Consider the following 25,353-nt stretch of genomic DNA (forward strand, 5'->3'; position numbering starts at 1 on the left):
CGGTATGCGTGGCTCTTGCCTTGGCGAAAGCCTTCCTCTAATTGCAGACGTTGTTGGTCTGTCAGTTGTATAACTTTGATTTTTGCGATAGCGTTGTGTCTTTATGTGTTTACACAAAGATACGCAAAAAAATTGATATAAACTAATTTTCAACATCTACTTAGAACAGATACCATTTATCATTGTATTTGTGCAGATGGGTGTGGTTGTTATTTAAGGTCATGCCGTTATCTCCGGGATTCTTGAAGTAGTTGCCGCCATAGGTCCATGAATCCTGTTTCAACGGATCGGTGCTTTTCATGTAAACCATGCTGCAGGCTGGGGGTTTTGTGCCGCCCCATGTCCATGGCTCGTGGTCCGACCAGTCATTATTGAATGTGTAGACATAGGTGCCATTTATAAAGTTAAGCTCGTTGGCCTCATAGTGGAAGGGTGAAGGGAGTTTCACGGGGTCGGCGGCAAAGGAATGAAGATCGGGGTTCAGCCGGGCTATCCATCCCTGACTGTTGCCGAATGTCACCCATGCGTCACCGTTGTCGTCGATCACCGCTCCGGGGTCAAAGACAGCTCCGCTCCCGGCCACAACAGGATTGGTGCCGTCAATGAGGCTTTTACTCAGCGGAGAGGTCCAGGGGCCCACAGGCGACTTGGCCTGGATTACACCGACGCCCCATCCGCTGTTGGAGAAGTAGAGCGAGAACAATGTAGTGCCGTCGGCCTGTTTCTTGCTGATGATGCTGGGTGCCCATGATGCCAAGATCCAGGGTGCGATTTCGTCAACCTGAATCAAGCCATGATAGGTCCAGTTTACCATATCATCGGTTGAAATCATGACCAGTGACTTGATTTTTTCATAAGAGTTTTTCTCGGTTCCGGCTTCATATTGCTGATGGTCATTGGTGCCATAGACATAGAGCCGCCCGTCATGCTCTATAGCGGTGGGGTCGGCACAGAATTGGAAATCAAGAATGGGATTTGCCATTCCGGTTCCGAGTTTAGGCGACTTAACCGGCATGTTCCCTATCAGGCCTGTTGAATCCTTGGCGCGTATCACTATGCTGTCATAATAGATGGTTATCGGGCCTTGGGGACCGTCCCAGCCATGGGATACGGTAATCTTTTCAAGAATCTTGTCGGCTTCGAAAGCCAGATTGTGGCTTGTCGCTCCATTGACAATGGTGCTTTCGGTCGTGGTGCCGTCGCTGTAGGTTACCGTCACATGGATGTTGTCATAATCGACCGGAGTGGCAAATTTCATATCGAGGCGGTCATAGACATCGGTGGACAGGTCGTGTATGTCCCAATAGTTGAGGGCATACTGATTATAGGTGTAACTGTTTGTCTCAGAGTCGGCTTTTCCGCCCGAGCCTCCCCAATCGGTTATTATGTCCTTGACATGAAGGGCAATGTCGTCGTTGGCGGCATAGGAGCAGTTGATCATGGCTGTGACAACCGCCAGAAGCAATAATAAACGTTTCATTGTATCATGGTATTTTTAGTAGATGAAAAAAATGAATTTTGTCGGTTATATTGTTGATTTTTAATTAGTTATTTCTTGCAAAAGTCCCTGAAAATTAGTTTCTTTAAAGAAAAGTTTGACCGCTTTTTCCATGAAAGTTACGACAACTCCCAGGGACTGCGACAAAGCTAATAAAATCGTCCCGATTATGCAAGAGCAGCAAGAATCTTGCTCGCATAAAATTGCTTGCGTTTGTCCTTCACGCCATTTGTGTTGTGCAGACGGTCAGCCTCCACAAGATAGCGTCTGCGATGCCTACAAGCGTCGAGCGTGATTCCAATCTGCGCCGCCTGCAGAGGTTCCTTGCAGGATATGCTCTCAATCTTGACCTCATAGCCAAAGTGATATTTGCACTTCTGCCAGTCAAGACAGGACTGGTTCTGAGCCTTGACCGCACCAACTGGAAATTCGGTGAGGTCAACATCAATAACCTCATGCTTGGAGTTACACACAAGGGTGTTGCATTTCCATTGCTCTTTACCATGCTTGACAAGCGCGGTAATTCCAATATATTGGTAATCATATATGGTTAGATTCGAGGAAGTGAAATAAGGTCAACAACCATCCCTGATAACCAAAGAGTGCGGTCCAGACATCGGACCGCACTCTTTTTTTTAACCCCAACCGACTGACTATCCACTCTTTTTTCGTACCTTTGCACTGCAAAAACTCAAGCATATAATCTTACCACAATAATCTCACAAAACGCCATGACAGTTGTTGACCGTTTTCTGGACTACGTCAAATTCGACACTCAGAGTGACGAACTGACCAACATGACCCCATCAACCCCCGGACAGATGATCTTCGCGCAGCATCTTGAAAAAGAACTCCGCGCAATGGGTCTCGACGACATTATTCTTGATGACAACGGCTATCTGATGGCAACGCTCAAAGGCAACGTTGACAAGCAGGTTCCCACAGTCGGCTTCATCGCCCACCTCGACACATCGCCTGACATGAGCGGAAAACACGTGGCTCCGCGCATCGTCGAAAACTACGACGGCAATGACATAGTACTCAACGCCGCCAAAGGAATCGTGCTCGAAACCGCCAAATTCCCCGAACTGCTCGACTACAAAGGTCAGGACCTCATCGTGACCGACGGCAACACCCTCCTCGGAGCCGATGACAAAGCCGGAATCGCCGAAATAATCACAGCCGTTGACTACCTCATCAAACACCCTGAAATCAAACACGGCGACATCCGCATAGCCTTCAACCCCGATGAAGAAATCGGCCAGGGAGCACATAAATTCGATGTCAGCCTCTTCAACGCCGACTGGGCCTACACTATGGACGGCGGCGAGATCGGCGAACTCGAATTCGAAAACTTCAACGCAGCCGTAGCCAAAGTAACCTTCAAAGGCCGCAACGTGCATCCCGGCTACGCCAAACACAAGATGCTCAACTCCATCCGCGTCGCCAACCAGTTCGCCATCATGCTCCCCCGCTGGGAGACTCCCGAACACACCGAAGGCTACGAAGGCTTCTACCACCTGATCTCGATTGAAGGTACCGTAGAAGAAACCGTGCTCACCTACATCATCCGCGACCACGACCGCGACCGCTTCGAACGCCGCAAAAAAGAGCTCGAACACCTTACACGCAAAATCAACAACGAATTCCCCAACTGCGTCTCTATCGAAATCAAAGACCAGTACTTCAACATGCGTGAGAAGATCGAACCCGTAATGCACATCGTCGACACTGCCATCCAGGCGATGAAAAACGTAGGTGTAGTCCCCAAAGTACAGCCCATCCGCGGCGGCACAGACGGCGCACAGCTTTCATTCAAAGGGCTCCCCTGTCCCAACATCTTCGCCGGAGGCCTCAACTTCCACGGACGTTATGAATTCGTGCCCATCCCCTCGATGGAAAAAGCCACTCAGGTCATCATCGAGATTGCCCGTCTTGTAGCCGAATAAGCAGCAGATTGAAAACTCTCGTAATAGTCACAGGCCCGACCGCAAGCGGAAAGACCTCACTCGCAATAGAGCTGGCGCAGGCGCTCGACACGGAAATCGTGTCGGCCGACTCGCGCCAGCTTTTCCACGACCTCCCCATCGGGACAGCCGCACCGACCCCCGCCCAACTCGCAGCCGTGACCCATCACCTCGTCGGCACCCTTGATCTCACCGACTACTACTCGGCCGCCCGTTTCGAGGAAGACGCCCTCCGCATCCTCTCCGAAATCTGGCTCCACAGCGACTACGCCGTCATGTGCGGAGGCTCAATGATGTATATCGACGCCGTCACCAACGGAATCGACCAACTCCCCACCATCTCCCCGCAGATCCGCGCCGAAGTCATGGACCTGTATGAAAAAGGAGGCCTCCCCGCACTCCATGAACACCTGCGCCGGCTCGACCCCGCCTACCTCGACAAAGCCGACCCCTCAAACCACCGCCGCCTCATCCACGCCATCGAAATCACCCTCCAGGCCGGAATCCCCGCTTCCACCCTGCTCACCGGCAACCGCAAGCAGCGCCCGTTCCGCATCATCAAGATAGCCGTCGGCTGGGAGCGGGCCGAACTCTTCGACCGCATCAACAGGCGCGTCGACGCCATGATAGCCGAAGGCTTCGAGCAGGAAGCCCGCCGCGTCTATCCCCAGCGCCACCTAAACTCGCTCAACACCGTAGGCTACAAAGAACTCTTCGCCATGTTCGACGGCACTATGGACCGCGAGACAGCAATAGCCCGCATAGCCAAAAACTCCCGCGTTTACGCAAAAAAACAGCTCCTCTGGCTCTCGAAAGATCCTGACGTCCGCATTCTCGACCCGCATAAACCACTGTGCCCGCAAGCGTTAAGATTTATTAAAGAAAATAGCACTGCAAAAATGGCCGATAATTCCTAAATTTGTGCCAAATTTCCCCTAAATTCAATCTATCACACCCCATACTTCAGAATAATGAAAGATCGCGAAAGCCTCAACCTATATTTCCAGGACGCAATCCGTGACAACTGGGACCTCCCCGCCCTTACCGACTTCGGCGGTGCCACCCTGACCTACAAGGACGTAGCCCGCAAAATAGCCAAACTCCACCTCCTCTACCAGGAGAGCGGAATCCGTCCGGGCGACAAAGTAGTACTTTGTGCCAAGAACAGCTCCATGTGGTGCGTGGCTTTCATCGGCACCCTCACCTACGGCGCCGTCATAGTTCCCATTCTCGCCGACTTCAAAGCCGACAACATCCAGCACCTTATCAACCACAGCGATGCCCGCCTGGCCATAATCGACGAGAACATCTGGGAAGACCTCAACCCCGACGGCATGCGCACCCTCCTCGGCGCAATCTCAGTCCGCGACTTCTCGATGCTCCACAGCAACGACGAAAAACTCATCCACGCCCGCAGACACCTCAACGAAATCTTCGGCCGCCGCTACCCCGACCGCTTCACCCCTGAAGACGTCGTCTACCACATTGACACCAAAGAAGAACTCTGCCTCATCAGCTACACCTCCGGATCCACCGGCTTCTCAAAAGGAGTCATGCTTCCCTACCGCAGCCTGTGGTCCAACGTGCAGTTCTGCATCGAGAACATACCCACCGGTCCTGGCGACGGAGTGGTCTGCATGCTCCCCCTGGCCCACATGTACGGTCTCACAATCGACATGCTCCGCCCATTCATCTGCGGCAACCACATCCACATCCTCACCCGCACACCCTCGCCGCGCATCATCATGGAAGCCTTCGCCAAGGTCCACCCGCGCTACATCGTCACCGTGCCCCTGATCATCGAGAAGATCATCCGCACCCGCGTCTTCCCGATGCTTGAAAAGCCCCTCATGAAACTCATGCTCATGGTGCCATATGTAGATGAAAAGCTCCTCGGCAAAATCAAAGACCGCCTCACCGAAACCTTCGGCGGCAACGTGCAGGAAATCATCATCGGAGGTGCCGGCCTCAACCGCGACGTCGAAAAATTCCTCCGCCGCATAAACTTCCCTACACCGTAGGCTACGGCATGACCGAATGCGGGCCCCTCATCTCCTACTCGCCCTCCAGCGAAAACCGCATGGCATCATGCGGACGCATCGTAGACCGCGTAGAAGCACGCATCGACTCCACTGACAGCGCCGTCAAACCAGGCATTCTCCACGTCAAAGGCGAAAACGTAATGCTCGGCTACTACAAAAATCCGGAAGCCACCGAAGCCTGCATGAGCGAAGACGGATGGCTCTCCACCGGCGACATCTGCAACCTCGACAGCGACGGATTCCTCTACATCCGCGGACGCGACAAAAACATGATCCTCGGACCCTCCGGCCAGAACATCTACCCCGAAGAAATCGAAGACAAACTCAACAACCTCTCCTACGTAGCCGAATCGCTCATCATCGACGGAGGTGACGGACGCCTCGTGGCCCTCATCTACCCCGACATCGAAAGCCTCACATCCCAGGGCCTCGACAACGACGGAATCATGGGCATAATGGAGGAAAACATCAAAACTCTCAACTCCAGCCTCCCGGCCTATTCCCAGGTACAGCGCTTCAAACTCATGAGCGAAGAATTCGAAAAAACGCCCAAACGCTCCATCAAACGCTACCTCTATCAGTCAAAATAAACTGGTCAGCACATGCAATGGTTTTCAGAGCTCTTCATGAGCCACACGGCACTCCAGGCGGTGATCATTATCTCAGTGATCATCGCCTTTGGCCTTGCCTTAGGTAAAATCCGCGTCTGGGGCATATCACTCGGCGTCACATTCGTATTTTTCGCCGGAATCCTCGCAGGCCACATCGGGCTCTCAATAGACCCCACCATCCTGCACTACACCGAAAACCTCGGCCTTGTGCTCTTCGTCTACGAACTCGGCCTGAAAGTCGGTCCGGGCTTCTTCAGCTCATTCCGCAAAGGAGGTCTCGAACTCAACATGCTCGGCCTCGGAGTCCTCGCCATAGGCACCCTCATGGCCGTCCTCTGCACCCTTTGCCTCGGCATACCCATCGGAGAAGCCACCGGACTCCTCTGCGGAGCCACCACCAACACCCCCGCACTCGGCGCCGCCCAGCAGGCCCTCGAACAGGTAGGCCGCTCAGCCAGCGGAGCCGCCCTCAGCTGCGCCGTCACCTACCCCCTCGGAGTAGTCGGAGTGATCCTCGCCATCATAGCCCTGCGCGGCTTCCTCCGCCGCTCCGGCGCACCGCTCACCCCTCCGCAGGAAGAACCTGACGGCACATTCATAGCCGAATTCCAGGTCTGCAACCCCGCCATCTACGGCATGTCGGTCCGCGAAATCTCAGCAGTCTCCAAAACCAGATTCGTCATCTCCCGCCTCTGGCGCGACCATGACGTAAGCCTCCCTGACTCAACCACAATCCTCCTCAAAGACGACCACCTGCTCGTCATCACCACCCCTGAAGACGCCGCAAAACTGAAAGTCCTCTTCGGCAAACAGGAAGCCCGTGACTGGAACAAGAAAGACATCGACTGGAACTCCATCGACAACCAGCTCATCTCGCGCCGCATCATCGTCAGCCGTCCCTCGATCAACGGCAAAAAACTCGGCTCGCTGCGCCTGCGCAACCAATACCACATAAACATCAGCCGAATAAGCCGCAGCGGACTCCACCTGCTCGCCACCCCGAACTCGTCCTCCAGCTCGGCGACATACTCAACGTAGTCGGAAGCGCAGCCGACATCGAAAAAGTCGAACAGATCCTCGGCAACACCGAAATCAAACTCAAAGACCCCAACCTCGGAGCCATCTTCATCGGCATAGTCCTCGGACTCGTCATCGGCTCCATCCCTATCATGATCCCCGGCATCTCCACCCCCATAAAACTCGGACTCGCCGGAGGCCCCATCATCGTAGGCATACTAATTGGCCGCTTCGGCCCGCAGTTCCGCCTCGTCACCTACACCACCCGAAGCGCCAACCTCATGCTACGCGGCATCGGCCTCTCGCTCTACCTCGCCTGCCTCGGACTCGAAGCCGGAGCACACTTCATTGACACCATCATGCGCCCCGAAGGCCTCGTCTGGATACTCCTCGGCTTCCTTATAACCATAATCCCCGTACTCATAATGGGAGCCATAGCCATGAAATTCTGCCGCCTCGACTTCGGACTCACCTGCGGAATGCTCTGCGGAAGTATGGCCAACCCGATGGCCCTCAACTACGCCAATGACATCATCCCAGGCGACTATGCAACCGTAAGCTACGCCACCGTCTACCCCCTCTCAATGTTCTGCCGCGTCATCATCGCCCAGCTCATAATCCTCTGCCTGATCTGAGAGAAGTAAACAACAAAAGAAATTCGGTGCATTTGGCATCAGCGGATTCAGAAAACTCATCAGGCAGGGGGCAGTGAATCGCTCAGACAGGATGCAGACAACTGTCCCGGTCACGCTGTGCATGCTGAGGCCGGATGGGCGTCCGGAGGACGCAGATTTACTCGTAGCCCGTGACACCGCAGCGCAAAGCGCGCAGGTGTCACGGGCTTGCAATCCCCCGGCATCTGGTGTCCGGTCGAGGACACCGATTTACCGCTCCGGATGGAGTGCACTGACAGACTGTTGTATATTGCAGAACTTCTTTCCGATATAGATTTTGAAATGCGGATTTATGTTCATGCCGGTTCTCAAAAAGAAAAATGGAAAGTAAACCTCAGCCCCTGCTTGCAGGCTCCGGGGTTATCGCGGTAAGTCAGGCGCCAGGTATAATCCACACGGAAAACCTTCAGCAGATTGTCAAGACCCACACCCACCTCCATATAAGGAGTATCAGACATCAGCTGCGTATTGTTGATCTCCGGAAAACCATAAAGATCCGGATTTAACCAAGGCTTGTTGCGGTCACTCAGATGGCCCCAGACACCCTTGAACATAAACGCCTCGCGCAACTTAAGCCGTTTGATGATCGGAATATAGTTAAGAATCAACCCGTTGGCCCAATAGGTCAGATCCCACTGCGCGTAAGAATCATTGATGAACTCCATCGGATTCATACACGAAAACAGGTCAGGTATAATCAGATATGACAGATTGGCCCCCGGAATCAGCAGCCCCGGATAAGGAGTGCGCGACCACACATGGCCTCCCTTAAGCGTCATGTCGACATAACCGAAAGCCGAAAGCCATATGCGCTTGAAAAACGAAGCCTCCGTCACATTCAGAGCAAACGGATTACCCATGAACCCCTTCGGAGCATAGGTGTGTGAAATAACCATCTCCGGAGCATCGAAATTGATGCGGGTGCGTCCCGTAGTCAGCTGATAGAACTTCTCGCCCGGAGCATAGCGCAACTGCAGGCGGAACGAATTCATAGTGTAATGCCTGAAATTCTCGCCGTAGCCGTTGATGAAAGTCATAAACGGAGTGGAATACTGCCGCTCCTGCTGAATCCGCGCCTCAAGCGAGAAATGCTGCTCTGTCTCAAGAATATACTCAAGCTTGCTTACACGATGATAGGTCATCTGGCAGTCAGGCAGACGGCTCACCGAAAGGAAGAAATTATCAGCATTGTGCACACTCGATATCTGGCCCAGGCGGTCGAGATCATATAACTGCGTGGCCCTCAGGGAATGTATCGGGAACTCACGCGAATGATAATTTTTGTCACGGAACGAATACTCCAGCTCCGCCTTATACTTCCACTTGTGGTCTCTGAAACCATAAGCCCCGTAGCCGCGGGCAAACCACCGGCGCGAAAGATTGGCCGTAGTCATGCCGCCCGCTCTCAGGCGCAGACCTTCCACAGAGTTATAGGACACGAGCGAAGTCATCGGCCCGATATCGAAATATGACTTCTTGGCCGTCGGCACATAGCCCGACACGAGAACCTTGACCACCTTCTCAGTCCAGTAGAACAGAGGCACCTGCCTCATGCGTTCCATCATCTTCTCGATTCCGTTGACACCCTGGGCAATCTCCGCCTTGCGGTTCTCATCCCAGAAATCCTGACCGCGATACTCCGCGCCTGGGGCATAGATCTGGGCCACTCCGCGCTTGAAAATCGACGCATCAGGTGCCGGATCGAAATTATGACTGTCATAGACCGTCTGACGCCGGCCGTAGAGACCGCCTGAACCCGGAACCACGCTCGCTTCGAGAATCATGTCGTCCTTGGTCTTCAGACGCGACCCGTCAGGAGCCTTCTCATAATCCTGGCTGATGACAAGACCGTTGATGAAATTGAGATTTATGTCGTGAGGCACACGCAACACAATTCTCTTTATAAACATGGTCGTATCGCCAACAGGCACATAAAAACGCCCCGTGAACCCCATCGTGCTCGGATTGCGCGGCACGAACGTAAGCTCCACACAGCGCGTGGTGTCGACAAAAACCGTATCCGTAAGATAAAATTTATAGAAATCAGGCGCGATTCTTGACAGCGGCGACACAAAGCGGGTCTGCATCAGCACGATATCATTGTCATAGACATCCACCTCACGCAACACGTCCTCATAGAACGTCTGCATACTCTGCTTGTCAAGCATCTCGTCAATGCCCGATGAACGCAGCCCCGTGACGAACTCCTTCTCCCCTTTAGGCTCCTTCCGGTAATGCACCGATGACAGTTTTTCTCTCAGAGCCACATTCAGGATCGGCTTGCCCGAAACCTCTGAAGTGTCGATATACTCCTTGACAAAAGAAAACATCTTGTCAAAGCCGCGCTTGGCCGAATCGTTAAACTGATAGTCATTCAAAGCCAGCGTTATACGCTCGTACTTGTTATAATTATAATTATCGTGGCGCCGCGGATCGTTCAGATCCTGAGTGTGGCGTATTTTCTCCATGAAAGCCACAGCCGGATTATTCTTTTTCGAATAATGCTCCCGCTTGGGCTTGGCTATCACCTCTCCGAGCAGCACACCGGTCGACACCAGATCAATGTCAACCTGCACATTGTCGCCCCTCTTCCTTGAGGCAACAGCTTTTGTTGTATATCCCAGCGACGAAGCCATCACACTGTCAAAAGGCAGCGTGGTCACTATAGTGTAGCGGCCGTTGTCATCCGTAAGAACGCCTCGGTCAGTACCTTTGAGCAGTACAGACGCATATGGTATCGGCTCGCGGGTCAGCGAATCGCGCACCACTCCGCGCACTGTCACATTACGGCCGGATGCTGAAAAAGAAATCAGGATTACGCTTACACAAAATATGATGATGCGCATGAGCGCACACAATTTGGTCATGGAAAATTGTTGCAAATAGTTACAATCTTTTTTAATTTTGCAAAATTACGCATAAATGCGTAGATAATTGCTATCGGCATAACCTCTTTACACTCTTTTAACACTCTGGAAACAATGGCAAAAGAAATAGAACGGAAATTTCTTGTCAAAGACCGCAGCTTTATCTCTCAGGCAGAAGCCGCAGTAAGCATTCGTCAGGCCTATATCTCAACTGCCCCTGACGCCACGGTGCGCATCCGCATCCGTGACAAAGAGGCATTTCTGACCGTCAAAGGACGCAACTCAGGAGCCATACGCGACGAATGGGAATATCCCGTCCCGGTAGCTGACGCCGAAGAAATGGCCCGGCGGCTCTGCGGAGGCTTCGCCATTGACAAGACAAGATACATCGTTGACCACCTTGGGTGGAAATGGGAAGTGGACATCTTCCACGGACACCACGAAGGGCTCATACTCGCCGAAATCGAAATGCCCTCAGCCGACTCCAACCCGCCGCTGCCCCCCTTCATCGGCCCGGAAGTCACCGGCGATCCTCGCTACTACAACTCAACCCTCTCCCGCAAATAATCGCGGTCATCTCACTCCACCGCTCCGGCCACTCCCAGACAGGGCCAATGTAAAAGAGTGGTAATCCGCGATCTGCATGTGTCCAGCAAGACGGATTCCGGATGAAATCGCATCTTCCCTAAATGTCTCGAAGAGACTGAGTTTTCGAAACCCCAGGGTAAGCGATAGTCCAAAGGGCCGAGCGATGCCTGGGTATTGAAGCGAATCAGATTTCTGCTCTAAGAGGCAGGTTAACAGCCGGATATGTTATCCAGCCTCCGATTTCCTCATTTATCTTCACTGAGTAGAGACAAGTTCAGATCCGCGATCAGGAAATTGCTGCCGGCTATGAGAATCATGTCATCCGTCCCGGTGGCGGCGGCCGTAGCCGTGGCAAGAGCCTCGTTCACATCAGCTATCGCCGGCCCGTTCAGTCCGAATTCGGCAGCCTGGGCCGCAAGCGCATCGGCATTCAGCCCGCGTGGCACAGACGGAGCGGAAAAATAAAGTCGCTTATCGCCTCCTATCTCCACTATTTTACGCAAGATGGCCGAGATATCCTTATCGTTGACAAAACCCATAATCAGATGCAGAGTCCCGGACTTACGCGCCGAAAGCTGAGAGGCTATGTATTCCCATCCGCCTATATTGTGACCCGTGTCGCAGATGGTCAGCGGATCGCGCCGCAGAGTGGTCCAGCGCCCCATCAGTCCGGTGTCCTCGCAGACATGTGCGAATCCATCTCTGACGGACTCGGCAGGAATTGCGAAACCACAGCCTGACAAAACACCAAGAGTCTCCATCACGGTAGCCGCATTTCTTATCTGGCAGTCACCGGAAAGTTCTCCGCGGATCTTGCCGTAAGGAGTATGCTCATAGACCATCATCCCATCCTCGCGCCGTCCGTCAAGCGAAGCGGCATATTTCAGAGGTGCGCCAACAGCCTCCGCACGCTCCTCGAACACAGCCATGCACTCTGGCTGACGCTCTCCGATCACCGCAGGCACTCCGGTCTTGATGATCCCCGCCTTCTCAAAGGCAATTTTTTCAAGGCTCTCGCCAAGCAGCGCCGTATGGTCAGGCGAGATATTGGTGATCACACTGACAACCGGAGTGATGATGTTCGTGCTGTCGAGCCTGCCGCCGAGACCGGTCTCTATGACAGCCACGTCAACCTTCTCGCGGGCAAAATACTCGAAAGCCATAGTTGAGGTGAGTTCAAAAAAGCTCGGTGTCAAATCCGACTCCACAGCCATCCATCGCTCCACGAAATCAACCACGGCTTCATGTGATATCTTCTGACCGTTGACCCTTATGCGCTCACGGAAATCAAAAATGTGCGGCGATGTATAAAGCCCTGTCCTGTAGCCCGCACGGGCCAAGACAGCCGCAAGAGTGTGGGCTGTCGATCCCTTACCGTTGGTCCCGGCAATGTGGATGCAGGCATACTCACGGTGTGGATTTCCAAACAGATCGTCAAGGGCCACAGAGGTTCCGAGCCCCGGTTTATAAGCCGAAGCGCCCTCGCGCTGAAACACCGGAAGAGAATTATATAGAAAATCAATAGACTCCTGATAAGTCATGGCTGTCAATTTTTTAAGCGATAAATTTACACAAATACCTTGATTGAAGCAAGGCTGGAAATATTAAAATTTAATTCGCGGCATATCAATAGATAAGCCACCCCGCCGCGCCGGCGAGGCATATAATCAGAATCGGATGGAATTTGAATTTATAAACCATCAGAAAAGCCGCCAGACAGATGGCTATGCTCCATGCTATATGCGACCATTCCTCTCCGAAATTCGCGCCGTTCATCAGCAGCAGAGCTGCTGATGCAATAAGCCCTACAACCACCGGACGCAGCCCTGCGAAGATGCCCTTGACAACCACACTGTCCTTATGGCGGCGTATCAGATGGCTTGTATAGGCCACAAGCACAAATGACGGCAGCACGACCACCAGCGTGCAGAGCACCGATCCCAAAATACCGAAAACCGGCGAGGAGAAAGCCTCGGAATACTCCGCCGGAGCCACATAACCTATATATGTGGCCGAGTTGATGCCGATCGGTCCGGGAGTCATCTGCGAAATGGCCACTATGTCAGTAAACATCTGCCCGCTGATCCACCCCGGCCCTACTATCTCGCGCTCGATCAGCGCCAGCATGGCATAACCGCCGCCAAATCCGAAAAGTCCGATTTTCAGATAGGCCCATATAAGTTTGAGATATATCATAGCTTCTCGTCCTCCTTTTTTATTTCATTCTCAACCTTGTGGAGCGCCTTGACATTGCGCGAAAACCAGAGCCAGCCGAAAAATCCGCCGAGCACTATGTAAAGGATCGGATTTGACACCACCGGAAGTTTCGAAAATATCAGCAGTGCCACTCCGACAGGTATCACAGCCGTCTTCCAACCGATTTTCGCAGCCTTGGCCGACGAAATCACCGGAGCTATGATCAGCGCCACAACCGCCGGACGGATTCCCTTGAAGATTGCTGACAGTGTCGGGTTGTTCTTGATCAGATCAGGCGTCAGAAACACCGCTATGCAAAGTATCATCAGAAACGACGGCAGGATGCAGCCCAGAGCGGCCGCAAGCGAACCTTTCATTCCGCGCAGCTTGTCGCCGACGGCCACAGAGATATTGACGGCAAGAATGCCCGGAAGCGACTGCGCCACCGCAAGCAGGTCAAGAAACTCGTCGCGGTCTATCCAGCGGTGCTTGTCGACGATCTCCTTCTCGATTATAGAGATCATCGCCCAGCCGCCCCCGAAAGTGAAGGCTCCTATCTTGAAGAAAGACAGAAACAGTTGAAGACAGATATTGTTCATAATGGCTCTGTTATGATTTCGGCCGGACAAACGGTAGCCTGAGGCGGCGCCTCCCGCCGGTTCCGGCCGACAAAATTACAAATTAATTCCCGAACAAGAGCCAAAAATCAACTTTTCAGCCCGTATAGTGTTGTATAAGTACAGATTTATGAGAAATACCCATAAAATTAACGCACACACGTTAAAATCCAAAATCATCTATTCTTAATATATTTACTATTATGAACACTGCCCCACTACAAGGAATCAAGGTGATTGACTTCACCGAAGTACAGTCAGGACCTTCATGCACCCAGATGCTTGCCTGGCTTGGAGCCGATGTAATCAAAATCGAGCGTCCCGGAGTCGGCGACGCCACCCGTAAAGAACTTCAGTTCGACCCTAATCTGCCAAGCTACTACTTCCTGCAGCTCAATTCAGACAAAAAATCAATCTCTCTTGATGCCAAGACCCCTGATGGTAAAGCCATCCTTACCAAGCTTATCCAGGGTGCCGACATGTTTATTGAAAACCTCCATCCGGGTGCTATGGACAAACTCGGTTTCAGCTGGGATGTGGTCCACAAACTCAACCCTAAATGTATCTACGGTACAATCAAGGGCTTCCCTGTATCATCAAAATACAAAGACCTCAAGGCCTACGAGCCTATCGCCCAGGTGACCGCAGCTGCAGCCTCGACCACAGGCTGGTATGAAGGCGAATATGACATCCCTACCCAGAGCGGCGCGGCTCTCGGCGACTCCAACACCGGCATGCACCTGCTCATCGGCCTTCTCGCCGCCCTCCAGCAGCGCAACAAAACCGGCGAAGGCTGCTTCGTCTATCAGTCGATGCACAACGCATGTCTTAACCTATGCCGCATCAAGACCCGTGACCAGCTGACACTCGAAAAGATCGGCTATCTGTCGCAGTTCCCGCAGTACCCCGACGGAAAATTCGGTGACTGTGTGCCCCGTTCAGGCAATATAGAAGGCGGCGGCGTGCTTGGCTGGACCTACAAGTGTAAGCCTGCCGGAGATCTCGACTCGGCCATTGATGCCAACAACTACGTCTATATCATCCTCCAGCGTGGCGAAAAGGAATTCAAACTCGCCTGCCAGGGATTCGGCTTCGAGGACTGGCTCACCAACCCCGACTTCGCCACAGCCGATGCCCGTGACAAGCACAAACAGGAAATCTATCAGCGTATCGGTGCATGGACTGCCGACAAGACCAAATTTGAGATAACCGAAATCCTGTCGAAATACGGTGTGCCTGTAGGTCCTGTCCTTTCGACCAAGGAAGTGATGTCTGACCAGAGTCTCTATGACGGCAACACTCTCGTCAAGATTAACCAGGGTGGTGAGATCGGCGAATTCGTAACCGTCGGATGTCCGTTCACCATGAGCAACTATCAGCCGGCCTACGGCCCCTGCCCGTCACTCGGCGGAAATACCGATGAAGTGCTCAAGAGCCTCGGCTATACAGACGACCAGATCGCATCGTTCGCCAAGAACGGTACAACCGCACCCCTGCCTGAGGCCAAGTAAACCTACCGCACGTAATCAACGAAACTGAAAAGAGGGGACAATTAACGATTGTCTTGTAAAGCAAGCCCAATTGCTAATTGTCCCCTCTTCACTATTCTGCAACCAACTTCAAAATCTGTTTTTATATGGCAACTACAACTAACAGCAGCAACACATCCGCAGGGTGCGGATGTCAGCCTAAAGCCGCGCCCCACTTTCCTGACCAGGTGACCGGCATGTATATACTTGCCAGGGCATTGAAGAATGTCGGCATTGAAAATGTCTACGGCCTTGTGGGCATTCCTATCACCGAAGCAGCCTATCTCATCCAGGGACAGGGCATACGTTTCGTAGGATTCCGCCACGAGCAGCAGGCCGGAATGGCCGCCGCCACCGAAGGTTTTCTCACCAAGAAACCCGGCGTGCTGATGACCGTATCGTCACTCGGATTCATGAACGGCCTGACAGCCACAGCCAACGCCACCGTCAACTGCTATCCTATGATACAGATCTCAGGCGCATCGGATCCGACTATGGTCGACATGAACATGGGCACCTATGAACAGCTCGACCAGTTCAACACAGCCAAGCCTGTGGTCAAGGCCGCATTCCGATGCAGCCATGCCAAAGACATCCCCGCTGCCGTCAGCCGCGCATACCGCGCGGCCGTGTCAGGCCGTCCGGGCGGTGTGTATATCGACATGACCACCCCGGCGCTCGGTGAGATCATGGACCGCGATGAAGCTGAAAAGCTTTTCTATGAGTCGGTTGACATGTACTCTCCCGTAGCTCCGAATGCCGAATCTGTCGACCGCGCGGTCCAGGTGCTCACCTCAGCCAAGCGTCCGGCCATCCTTCTCGGCAAAGGCGCCGCCTATGCTCAGGTCGACGACAAGATCAAGACTCTGATCGAAAAATACAACATCCCCTATCTCCCGATGTCGATGGCCAAGGGCCTGATGCCCGATGCGGGTCCCCTAAGCGCCCTGTCCTGCCGTTCGACCGTCATGGAGAAGGCTGATGTGGTCATGGTGATCGGCGCCCGTCTCAACTGGATGCTTTCATTCGGCCGCGGAAAATGGAACCCCGATATGAAATTCATCCAGCTCGATGTCGATCCCGAAGAAATGGATGTCAACGTGCCTATCGCTGCGCCGGTTGTCGGTGACATGGGCCTCGCTCTTGATGCCATTCTTGCAAAAATGGACGGCGCGAAGATGTCAGTCGATCCTGCATGGGTCAGCTCCCTACAGGCAGAGGCCAAGGAGAAAAACGCTAAGTTCTCCGCACGTCTCGATGCCACGAAGGGCCTGATGCCGATGCACCACTGGACCGCGCTCGGAGTCATCAAGCCTATCATCGAGGCCAACCCTGACATCATACTGATCAACGAGGGCGCCAACACTCTTGATGACACCCGCGATGCCATTGACATGACCATCCCTCGTCACCGCGTAGACTGCGCCACCTGGGCTATCATGGGTATGGGCATGGGATCAGCCATCGGTGCCGCCGTGGCCACAGGCAAATCTGTTGTGGCCATCGAAGGTGACTCGGCTTTCGGCTTCTCAGGCATGGACTTCTCTACCGCCTGCCGCTTCGGACTCCCGCTCACAGTTGTCATCTTCAACAACGGCGGTATCTACAACGGCATCGGAGTGCCAATGGACAAAACCACCGATCCGGCGCCGACAACCCTTGATATCCACGCCCGCTACGACAAGCTCGGCGAAGCCTTCGGCGCACAGACCTACTACGTCCAGACTCCCGATGAGCTCCGCGCAGCTCTGACCGAGAGCATCGCAAGCAAGAAACCCTGTCTGATCGACGTGCAGCTTGCCGCCGACTCCGGCAAGGAATCAGGCCACATAGGCTATCTGAACCCCGCACCCCTTCAGAACATCACTGTATAGTCTTTTCCCGAAACCTACTCACACTCAGACTCAAATCCGCCGGATGGAGCCTCACCCCTATCCAGCCGGTTTTGATATTCTCCCCTGATTATCAACTTTCAAACAACTATTTATGGAACACATTATTCTCTACGCCATAGTCCCGATCATCGTAGTGATGCTTGCGGGCTATATTTCGGGAAAGAAGGGAATATTTTCCGGCGAAGATGCCAAGAAGTTCAACAAGGTTGTGCTTGACTACGCCCTTCCAGCCGCCCTTTTCGTCTCCATAGTCCAGGCCACGCGCGAAATGCTCGCCCATGATCTGAAACTGTCCATAATCTCACTTGTGGGCATCATGCTCTGTTTCATGATTGTCTACTTCGTCTTCCTGATGTTCAAGAAAAACACCGGAGCCGATGCCGCCATCTCGGCGCTTATCAGCGGTTCGCCGACAATCGGTTTCCTCGGATTCGCCGTGCTGGAACCTATCTTCGGCACCACCCCTACTGTGGCACTCGTTGTGGCTATCGTAGGCATTGTTGTCAACGCCGTCGGCATCCCCGTGGGCCTTTCACTGCTCAACGCATCTCTTGAAAAGCAAAATCCCGGATCATCGAAAAACAAAAGCGCCTGGGCTCCTGTGATCCACGCGCTGGAACAGCCTGTGGCATGGGCCCCGATACTCGCAGTCATCTGGGTGCTCGTCGGAATACCCTGGCCCGACTGGGCAAGCCCCTCGTTCACACTCATCAAGGGCGCCAATGCCTCAATGGCCGTATTCTCAGCCGGCATCACCCTTTCGGCCATCAAGATCTCTATCAACTGGCAGGTAATACTCGGATCAATCCTCAAGATGATCATGATGCCAGCCGTGCTGCTTATCATGGGCTTGATCTTCCATATGGATCCTCTGAACCTTAAGATGCTCGTTGTGGCCGGCGCTCTGCCTCCTGCATTTTCAGGCATCATCATCGCCGACGAATATGACACCTATGTGGCCGAGGGCACTTCGTCACTGACCCTCTCGGTCATCCTCTTTATAGGTTTCTGCCCGCTCTGGCTCTGGATCACAGACCTCTGCCTCGCAGGATCATTCTAAAAAAGATTTCAGGCAGTCTGTCAAGCTGCAATGAAACTCATCAGGGTATAAGTGCCTGACCGCACTTATGCTCACCATTCAGATCTCCTCACAGACTCTACCATCCACCTTTCAATCCGACCGAAATGAAAAAGCAGATCCTTGACGGTTGCACAGCAGCCGCACACGTGGCATTCGCACTCAGTGACGTCGCCACCGTCTACCCGATAACCCCCATAGCCGCAATGGGTGACACCGCCCAGAAGTGGGGGCTACAGGGACGGCGCAATCTGATGGGTCAGCCCTTGAGGTAAAGGAAATGGAGAGTGAACTTGGAGCAGCCGGAGCGGTCCACGGTGCGGCCGCGGCCGGGGCACTGGCCACCACATTCACAGCCTCGCAGGGCCTGATGCTGATGATTCCGAACATGTACAAAATTGCCGGCGAGCTGCTGCCGGTGGTCTTCCATGTGGGTTGCCGCTCGCTTGCCACTCATGCGCTTTCGATTTTCGGCGACCATCAGGACGTGATGGCCTGCCGTGCCACGGGCTTCACAATGCTTGCCTCAGCTTCCGTGCAGGAGACTATGGATCTCGCCCTCGTGGCCCATCTTGCAGCCATTGAAGGCTCACTTCCGGTGTTGCATTTTTTTGACGGCTGGCGGACATCGTCAGAGATGGATACCATCGATGTGATCGACTACGAGTCGATGCGGCCCCTTGTCAACTGGGAGAAAGTCAATCTTTTCCGCCGCCATTCCATGAACCCTGAGCACCCCGATCTGAGAGGCTCGGCCCAGAATCCGGATGTCTACTTCCAGAACCGCGAGGCAGCCAACAGATTCTACGATGCCTTCCCCGCAATCGTGCAGCAGGCAATGGACAAGGTAAGCTCCATCACCGGCCGCAGTTATCATCTTGTGGACTACCACGGCGCTCCCGATGCCGACAGAGTCATCATAGTGATGGGCTCCGCTGCCGATGTGGTCAGCGAGACATCAGACTATCTCAACTCCGAAAATGGCTACCGGACAGGGGTGGTGAAAGTGCGCCTCTACCGACCTTTCCCCGCCAGGGAACTTTGCGAGGCGCTTCCGCCGTCGGTGCGCTGTATAGCGGTGCTTGACCGCACCAAGGAACCGGGAGCCTGCCATGAGCCTCTGTGCGAGGACGTCATCACAGCGCTCCATGATTGCGGAAAATTCCGCGACACCCGCATCATCGGCGGACGCTACGGACTGTCAAGCAAAGAGTTCAATCCCTCGATGGTCAAGGCCATTTTCGATGAAATGACCAGGGAAGAGCCCCGGAATCCGTTCACCATAGGCATCACCGATGATGTCACCCGGCTCTCGATTCCGGTCACTGAAACCGTGGAGACCAATGTGGCCTCCGGGACCTATCAGACAATACTCTATGCCATCGGTAACGACGGCACTGTAGGCGGCACAAAGCAGGTGGCACAGATCATAGGCAACACTCCCGGTCTCTACGCCCAGGCCTATTTCAGTTATTCGGCAAAGAAATCAGGCGGCTACACCATCTCGCAGCTGCGAATCGGGAAGAAACCGGTAACATCGGCCTATGCCATTGACGGGGCCGACTATGTGGGCTGCCACAAGTCGTCATATGTAAGGCGTTTCGATATGCTCGACAAGATAAAGCCCGGAGGAATCTTTGTGCTGAACTCACCCTGGACTCCCGACCGTATGCCCGAAAAACTGCCCGCCGACATGCGCAAGGCTATCACTGAAAAGAAATTGCGTTTCTACAATATCGACGCCGACCGCATTGCCGCTGTCTGTGGCCTCAGCCCGCGCATCAACATGGTGATGGAGACGGTGTTTCTCTATCTCAGCGGCCTGATTCCGTTTGACGAGGGTGTGGCCGCTCTGAAGGAGCGTCTGTCCGAAACCTACCGTCATGAGGGCGGCGATGTAGTGAGCCGCAATATCAAGGCCGTTGACATGACTATCGCCGCGCTCAAGGAGATCAATGTCAGCGAAATCAGCGGCTGGTCTGCTCCGGAGGCTCCGGCAAGGCCGGAACCGGCATTTGCCGATTCCGCGCTTGAAACATTCATCCGCACAATCCACACACCCTGCATCAAAGGCCGCGGCGACCTGATCCCTGTTTCGGCCTTCTCGCCTGACGGTAAAATGCCTATGGGTACCACCGCCTGCGAGCACCGCCGCATTGCCACCCGTGTGCCGGTCTGGAACGCCGACAAATGCGTTGAGTGCGCAGAGTGTTCGCTTGTCTGCCCCCACGCCGCCATCCGCCCCTTCCTCCTGTCGGCGGAAGAGGCCGCCAAAGCGCCTGAAGGCTTCACGCTCAAGGATGCCACCGGAGCGCAGCAGCTCAAAGGCTACAAGTTCCACATCCAGAACTTTCCGGAAGACTGCCTGGGGTGCTCGTCATGCTCTATAATCTGCCCCGGACACGCACTGACCATGACACCGCTTGAAGATGTGGTTGACCGCGAGGCCCCGCTTGCAATGTGGGCTATGGCCAACGTCACTCTCAAAGACCGCCTTCTGCCGGCCGAGACAGTCAACGGCTCGCAGCTGCGCCAGCCATGCCTGCAGTTCTCAGGAGCCTGCGCCGGCTGCGGGGAAACTCCGTATGTCAAACTGCTCACACAGCTTTTCGGGCAGAGGATGCTGATTGCCAACGCTACGGGGTGCAGTTCGATCTGGGGTGCCAACTATCCTTCAAACGCCTATTGCACCGATCCGCAAGGCAAGGGTCCGGCATGGGGCAACTCTCTGTTCGAGGACAACGGTGAATACGGCTACGGAATGCTCGTAGCTCTCGAACACCGCCGCAAGCGTGTGGCCATGCAGGTCAGGGAGCTGATAGACAGTCCCGATACTCTCCCCTATCTCAAACAGCCGCTTGAGGCCTGGTATTCGGCAAAGGACGATCCTGAACTCTCGGCAGCAACCGGCGGGCAGCTCAGAGCCATGCTCGAACCTGTCAGAGATCTCAGTCCGGCCTATGCGGCCCTGCTTGAGGAGGCCGATCTGTTCGGGCGGAAAACCGTATGGGCCATAGGCGGCGACGGATGGGCCTATGACATAGGCTTTGCCGGACTCGATCATGTGCTTTCTTCGGGCGAGCCGGTGAAGGTGCTGGTCATGGACACTGAATGCTATTCCAACACCGGCGGTCAGACATCAAAGGCCACGCCCCGCAGCGCTGTGGCCAAATATAACCCCGACGGCAAGCGGGTGGCTAAGAAAGAGCTGGGGCGCATGATGATGACCTACGGCAATGTCTATGTGGCTTCCGTGGCCTTGGGCGCAAACTATCAGCAGACCATCGATGCCCTCGCCGAGGCTGAACGCTATCCCGGACCGGCTATAGTGATTGCCTACTGCCCCTGTCTGAACCACGGCATCCGTCCGGGTCTCGGCCACTCCATAGTGGAACAGCGACGGGCTGTCGAGGCGGGCTACTGGCCTCTCTACCGCTACAATCCGCAGGCTGCGGCTGAAGGACGCCCGGCTCTGACCATCGACTCTGTGATTCCGGGGGCCGACAACAGCGGAGCCAACGGCTCGTCGCCGCTGACCGAATCGCCCCGCTACCCCGATCCGGAACCGGTCAGCACCGTTGAGCAATTCGCCATGAATGAAGACCGCTATGCCGATCTTTCCATGATCGACCCGACGGAGGCCGGAATACTCCGCCCGCAGCTTCAGGCCGACTGCAACCGCAACCGCGAGGCACTTGAACATCTTGCAAAGAAGCCATAAAATCAAACATACGGCGCTATATAACAATAGTTTTGACGTTGATTTTGAAGCCGGGGGAGATGACGTTGCCGTAACGCCGTCTCCCCCTTTTTCAGCAACGGCAGGTTCATATCACAACCGGGGATATTCATCAACGGCGCCGAGAGGCCTCGCGGCGCGCCTTTCTGCGCTTCTCACGCTCTATCATGCGCCGCTGCCTGCGGTTAAGTAAAATCGGCTCCGCCGGTTCATCCGCCTCGTCATAGTTATCCTCATCGTCACAATCAAACTGCTCCCTGATCTTCAGAAGTTCAGCCAGGCGCGCCATGTCAATGCCGCTTCCTGAGGCCTTGGGTTCGCACAGAGACTCTTCCGGGACATTCTTTCCGGCAGATTTACGCCGAGGGCGGCGAGGAGCCGTCTTCTTGCGCCTACGGGCAGCCGCCGAGCGGGCCATAGCTTTGTCAAGCTCACTGCGGATCAGCGCAAACATCAGCCTGACAGTCGCATCAGAGTCATCGGCCGGCAGACAAGTTCCGCTAAGATAATCATTCACGGCCTTGACCGTCTTCTCGGCAAGCTCATCGGCTGCACTTCCGCCTATGGCCTGAAATGAAGCATGAATACGGCTGACGGTTTCCTGATAAAACTTTTTTGACACCGGACAATCCGGCAACATGCTGACTGACTTTGCATTTTTCATCGCTTGTAATGGCTGGGTTATGTTTTTTTGATAATTCACACCCGCAAATATACAAGCGCCCCGGCCCCTTTAAGTGCGATAATGCGGGGAGAGGCAAAAAAATTCAGGCGATCCGCGAATACGGATCGCCTGAGGTGGATTTTTTAGAGGTTGTTTTATTTCAAATGTGACGTCTGAGATCAGTTGCTCTCACTGTCCTTTGAGCCATCGCCTTTGTAGGGCGGCGGGGTCACACAAGTGTCTTTTTTCTCTTCCGAGTCTGCAGTCTCAGCCGTTTCGGAGACTTCCACATCAACCACTTCCTGACTGTCAGCAGAATCGCCTGAAGGCTCTGCCTCATGGGGCTTTTCAGACTCTCCGGCAGCTTCCTTGGCTGCATTTTCCTCGGCGAGGCGCTTGGCGTCACGCGCGGCCTGAAGCTCCATGATCTCTTCGGTGCGAGATTTCCACTGGCGCTTGCCGAAAATGTTGACGAGGTCTTCGGCATACATGACTTCCTTTGTCAGAAGTGTCTCGGCAAGTTTGGCGTGGCCTTCTTTATGCTCGGTAAGAATCTTCTTGGCGCGCTCATACTGCTCGCTGATGATGCGCGACACTTCGTCGTCGATCTGCTTGGCGCGTTCACCGCCGTAGGGCTTGGAGAAGCCGTAGGCCTGACCGGTCGAATCGTAGTAGCATACGTTGGGAATCTTGTCGCTCATGCCGTAGTAAACCACTATTGCATAAGCCATTTTGGTCACTTTCTCAAGGTCGTTGAGCGCACCGGTAGAAATCTGGCCTGTGGTCAGTTCCTCGGCCGCACGTCCTGCGAGAGTCATGCAGATCTGGTCAAGCAGAGCCTCCTTGGGAGTGATCTGGCGCTCTTCAGGCATATACCATGCAGCTCCGAGAGCCATTCCGCGTGGCACGATCGACACCTTGACCATCTCATTGGAGTATTTCAGGAACCATGATACGGTGGCATGGCCGGCCTCATGGATGGCGATTGATTTCTTCTCGTCGTCGGAAATTATCTTCGAACTGTGTTCGAGACCTCCTATTATACGGTCGATAGCGGCCATGAAGCTGTCGCGGTCAACGGCCTTCTTGTTGCCGCGGGCAGCAATCAGCGCTGCCTCGTTGCAGACATTGGCAATGTCGGCACCGCAGAATCCGGCTGTCTGACGCGCCATCAGGTCCACATCCACCGAGTCATCGGTCTTGATGTTGCGCAGATGCACCTTGAACACCTCTATGCGGTCTTTCAGCTCAGGCAGATCGACATTGATCTGACGGTCGAAACGGCCGGCGCGCAGCAGGGCTTTGTCAAGAATATCAGCGCGGTTGGTGGCGGCAAGGATGATGACACCACTGTTTGACCCGAAGCCGTCCATCTCGGTAAGCAGCTGGTTGAGGGTGTTCTCACGCTCGTCATTGGCCCCCATGTTGGGATTCTTGCCACGGGCACGGCCCACGGCGTCGATCTCGTCGATAAACACTATACAGGGAGCTTTTTCCTTGGCCTGACGGAAAAGGTCGCGCACTCGCGAGGCTCCGACACCCACAAACATCTCTACGAAATCAGAACCTGACATCGAGAAGAAAGGCACATTGGCTTCGCCGGCCACAGCCTTGGCAAGCAGCGTCTTGCCTGTTCCGGGAGGGCCTACAAGGAGAGCGCCTTTTGGAATCTTGGCACCGAGGTCGGTGTAGCGCTGGGGATTGCGGAGAAATTCCACAATCTCGCGTATCTCGGTCTTGGCTTCGGAGAGTCCGGCCACATCCTTGAATGTGACGTTGGTCCCCTCGCCTTTCTCAAACATCTTGGCTTTGGATTTGCCTACATTGAACACTCCGCCGGCTCCGCCGCCTGAGGCTCCGCCTGACATGCGGCGCATCATGAAGAACCAGAAGAACACAAGAAGCAGAATCGGGCCGAACGACCACAGCAGCGAGCCGTAGTCCGACGATTTGTCATACTTGACCTCGCCGTGCTTCACTCCCTCCTGATTCCAGAGGTCGATCTGATCTTCGAACTTGTCGGCCGACGGAATGTCGGTGATGATCTTGGCGATAGTGCCCTTGTCGCCCTTATACTGGCTTTCCTTGAAGACGCTCCGGGCAAGAGAGTCGGAGAGCACGGCCTCGGCCTTGTTGGTGTTGGAGAACACGGTGATCTCGCCCACACCTCCTGTGGCTACATATTCCTTGAACTTTGTGTAGCTCACTTCCTTCTCTATAGAAGTGTCATCGACATAGAGCATTCCGAGAAGAAACAGGATTATTATGGCATAGGCCCAGTACATGCTGAACCCGATCTTAAACTTCTTCGGGTTCGGATTATTGTTGAGTGGAGTCGGAGAACTCATTTTGGAATCAATTGATTATGAGA

15 protein-coding genes and 3 pseudogenes are annotated in these 25,353 nt (G+C 54.2%); 11 read left to right on the plus strand and 7 right to left on the minus strand.

The annotated features are described in order from the left end of the window. Positions 1-160: 160 nt before the first annotated feature. Positions 161-1,480, minus strand: a complete 1,320-nt coding sequence (locus tag E7745_RS15090; RefSeq protein ID WP_240740302.1) for a family 43 glycosylhydrolase — start codon at positions 1,478-1,480, stop codon at positions 161-163. 130 nt (positions 1,481-1,610) lie between these two features. Here E7745_RS15090 and E7745_RS11510 point away from each other — a divergent pair. The 5 genes and pseudogenes from E7745_RS11510 to E7745_RS11530 all read left to right on the plus strand — a co-directional run. Next, positions 1,611-2,028, plus strand: a pseudogene (locus tag E7745_RS11510) (IS4 family transposase); the annotation flags it as partial. A gap of 201 nt (positions 2,029-2,229) precedes the next feature. After that, positions 2,230-3,447: a peptidase T gene (gene pepT, locus E7745_RS11515; RefSeq protein ID WP_107030959.1), complete on the plus strand. Its 1,218-nt coding sequence runs from the start codon at positions 2,230-2,232 to the stop codon at positions 3,445-3,447. Between the two features lie 8 nt (positions 3,448-3,455). Continuing rightward, positions 3,456-4,382 carry a tRNA (adenosine(37)-N6)-dimethylallyltransferase MiaA gene (gene miaA, locus E7745_RS11520; RefSeq protein WP_136408852.1) on the plus strand — a complete coding sequence of 309 codons (927 nt, stop codon included), beginning with the start codon at positions 3,456-3,458 and terminating at the stop codon, positions 4,380-4,382. Positions 4,383-4,436: 54 nt separating this feature from the next. Further along, a pseudogene (locus E7745_RS11525) lies at positions 4,437-6,097 on the plus strand (AMP-binding protein). A 12-nt stretch (positions 6,098-6,109) separates the two neighbouring features. Then, a pseudogene (locus tag E7745_RS11530) lies at positions 6,110-7,770 on the plus strand (putative transporter). Between the two features lie 347 nt (positions 7,771-8,117). Here the strand turns inward: E7745_RS11530 and E7745_RS11535 are convergent. Continuing rightward, positions 8,118-10,655, minus strand: coding sequence for a DUF5686 and carboxypeptidase-like regulatory domain-containing protein (locus tag E7745_RS11535; RefSeq protein ID WP_168182114.1), 2,538 nt, complete (start codon positions 10,653-10,655; stop codon positions 8,118-8,120). 135 nt (positions 10,656-10,790) lie between these two features. Here E7745_RS11535 and E7745_RS11540 point away from each other — a divergent pair, with 135 nt between their 5' ends. Then, a complete protein-coding gene (locus E7745_RS11540; protein WP_136408854.1) occupies positions 10,791-11,243 on the plus strand; it encodes a CYTH domain-containing protein in 453 nt (150 codons plus the stop codon). A gap of 266 nt (positions 11,244-11,509) precedes the next feature. Here E7745_RS11540 and E7745_RS11545 read toward each other — a convergent pair whose 3' ends face one another. The 3 genes from E7745_RS11545 to E7745_RS11555 all read right to left on the minus strand — a co-directional run bounded on the left by E7745_RS11545 (position 11,510) and on the right by E7745_RS11555 (position 14,059). Further along, positions 11,510-12,805, minus strand: a complete 1,296-nt coding sequence (locus tag E7745_RS11545) for a folylpolyglutamate synthase/dihydrofolate synthase family protein (RefSeq protein ID WP_136408855.1) — start codon at positions 12,803-12,805, stop codon at positions 11,510-11,512. Between the two features lie 85 nt (positions 12,806-12,890). After that, positions 12,891-13,460: a chromate transporter gene (locus tag E7745_RS11550; protein ID WP_136408856.1), complete on the minus strand. Its 570-nt coding sequence runs from the start codon at positions 13,458-13,460 to the stop codon at positions 12,891-12,893. After that, entirely contained in the window at positions 13,457-14,059 is a 603-nt protein-coding gene (locus E7745_RS11555) for a chromate transporter (protein WP_107030947.1), read from the minus strand. Before E7745_RS11555 ends, E7745_RS11550 begins: the two co-directional genes overlap by 4 nt. 221 nt (positions 14,060-14,280) lie before the next feature. Here E7745_RS11555 and frc point away from each other — a divergent pair, with 221 nt between their 5' ends. The 5 genes from frc to nifJ all read left to right on the plus strand — a co-directional run bounded on the left by frc (position 14,281) and on the right by nifJ (position 22,300). After that, positions 14,281-15,588 carry a formyl-CoA transferase gene (gene frc / locus E7745_RS11560; RefSeq protein WP_107030946.1) on the plus strand — a complete coding sequence of 436 codons (1,308 nt, stop codon included), beginning with the start codon at positions 14,281-14,283 and terminating at the stop codon, positions 15,586-15,588. A gap of 125 nt (positions 15,589-15,713) precedes the next feature. Then, a complete protein-coding gene (gene oxc, locus E7745_RS11565) occupies positions 15,714-17,480 on the plus strand; it encodes an oxalyl-CoA decarboxylase (RefSeq protein WP_168182117.1) in 1,767 nt (588 codons plus the stop codon). Between the two features lie 112 nt (positions 17,481-17,592). Continuing rightward, positions 17,593-18,561: an AEC family transporter gene (locus E7745_RS11570; RefSeq protein ID WP_107030945.1), complete on the plus strand. Its 969-nt coding sequence runs from the start codon at positions 17,593-17,595 to the stop codon at positions 18,559-18,561. Between the two features lie 125 nt (positions 18,562-18,686). Beyond that, positions 18,687-18,854: a hypothetical protein gene (locus tag E7745_RS14880; protein ID WP_168182119.1), complete on the plus strand. Its 168-nt coding sequence runs from the start codon at positions 18,687-18,689 to the stop codon at positions 18,852-18,854. Between the two features lie 5 nt (positions 18,855-18,859). Then, positions 18,860-22,300, plus strand: a complete 3,441-nt coding sequence (gene nifJ, locus E7745_RS11575; protein WP_136408857.1) for a pyruvate:ferredoxin (flavodoxin) oxidoreductase — start codon at positions 18,860-18,862, stop codon at positions 22,298-22,300. A 130-nt stretch (positions 22,301-22,430) separates the two neighbouring features. On the opposite strand, the gene E7745_RS11580 is transcribed toward nifJ, so the two are convergent. Together E7745_RS11580 and ftsH are read right to left on the minus strand one after the other, a co-directional pair. Further along, entirely contained in the window at positions 22,431-22,982 is a 552-nt protein-coding gene (locus E7745_RS11580; protein WP_136408858.1) for a hypothetical protein, read from the minus strand. Positions 22,983-23,161: 179 nt separating this feature from the next. Then, complete coding sequence (ftsH, locus tag E7745_RS11585; RefSeq protein WP_136408859.1) at positions 23,162-25,330, minus strand: ATP-dependent zinc metalloprotease FtsH; 2,169 nt, start codon at positions 25,328-25,330, stop codon at positions 23,162-23,164. Positions 25,331-25,353: the final 23 nt, after the last annotated feature.

This window comes from Duncaniella sp. C9 (assembly GCF_004803935.1).
Taxonomy (GTDB): Bacteria; Bacteroidota; Bacteroidia; order Bacteroidales; family Muribaculaceae; genus Duncaniella; species Duncaniella muris.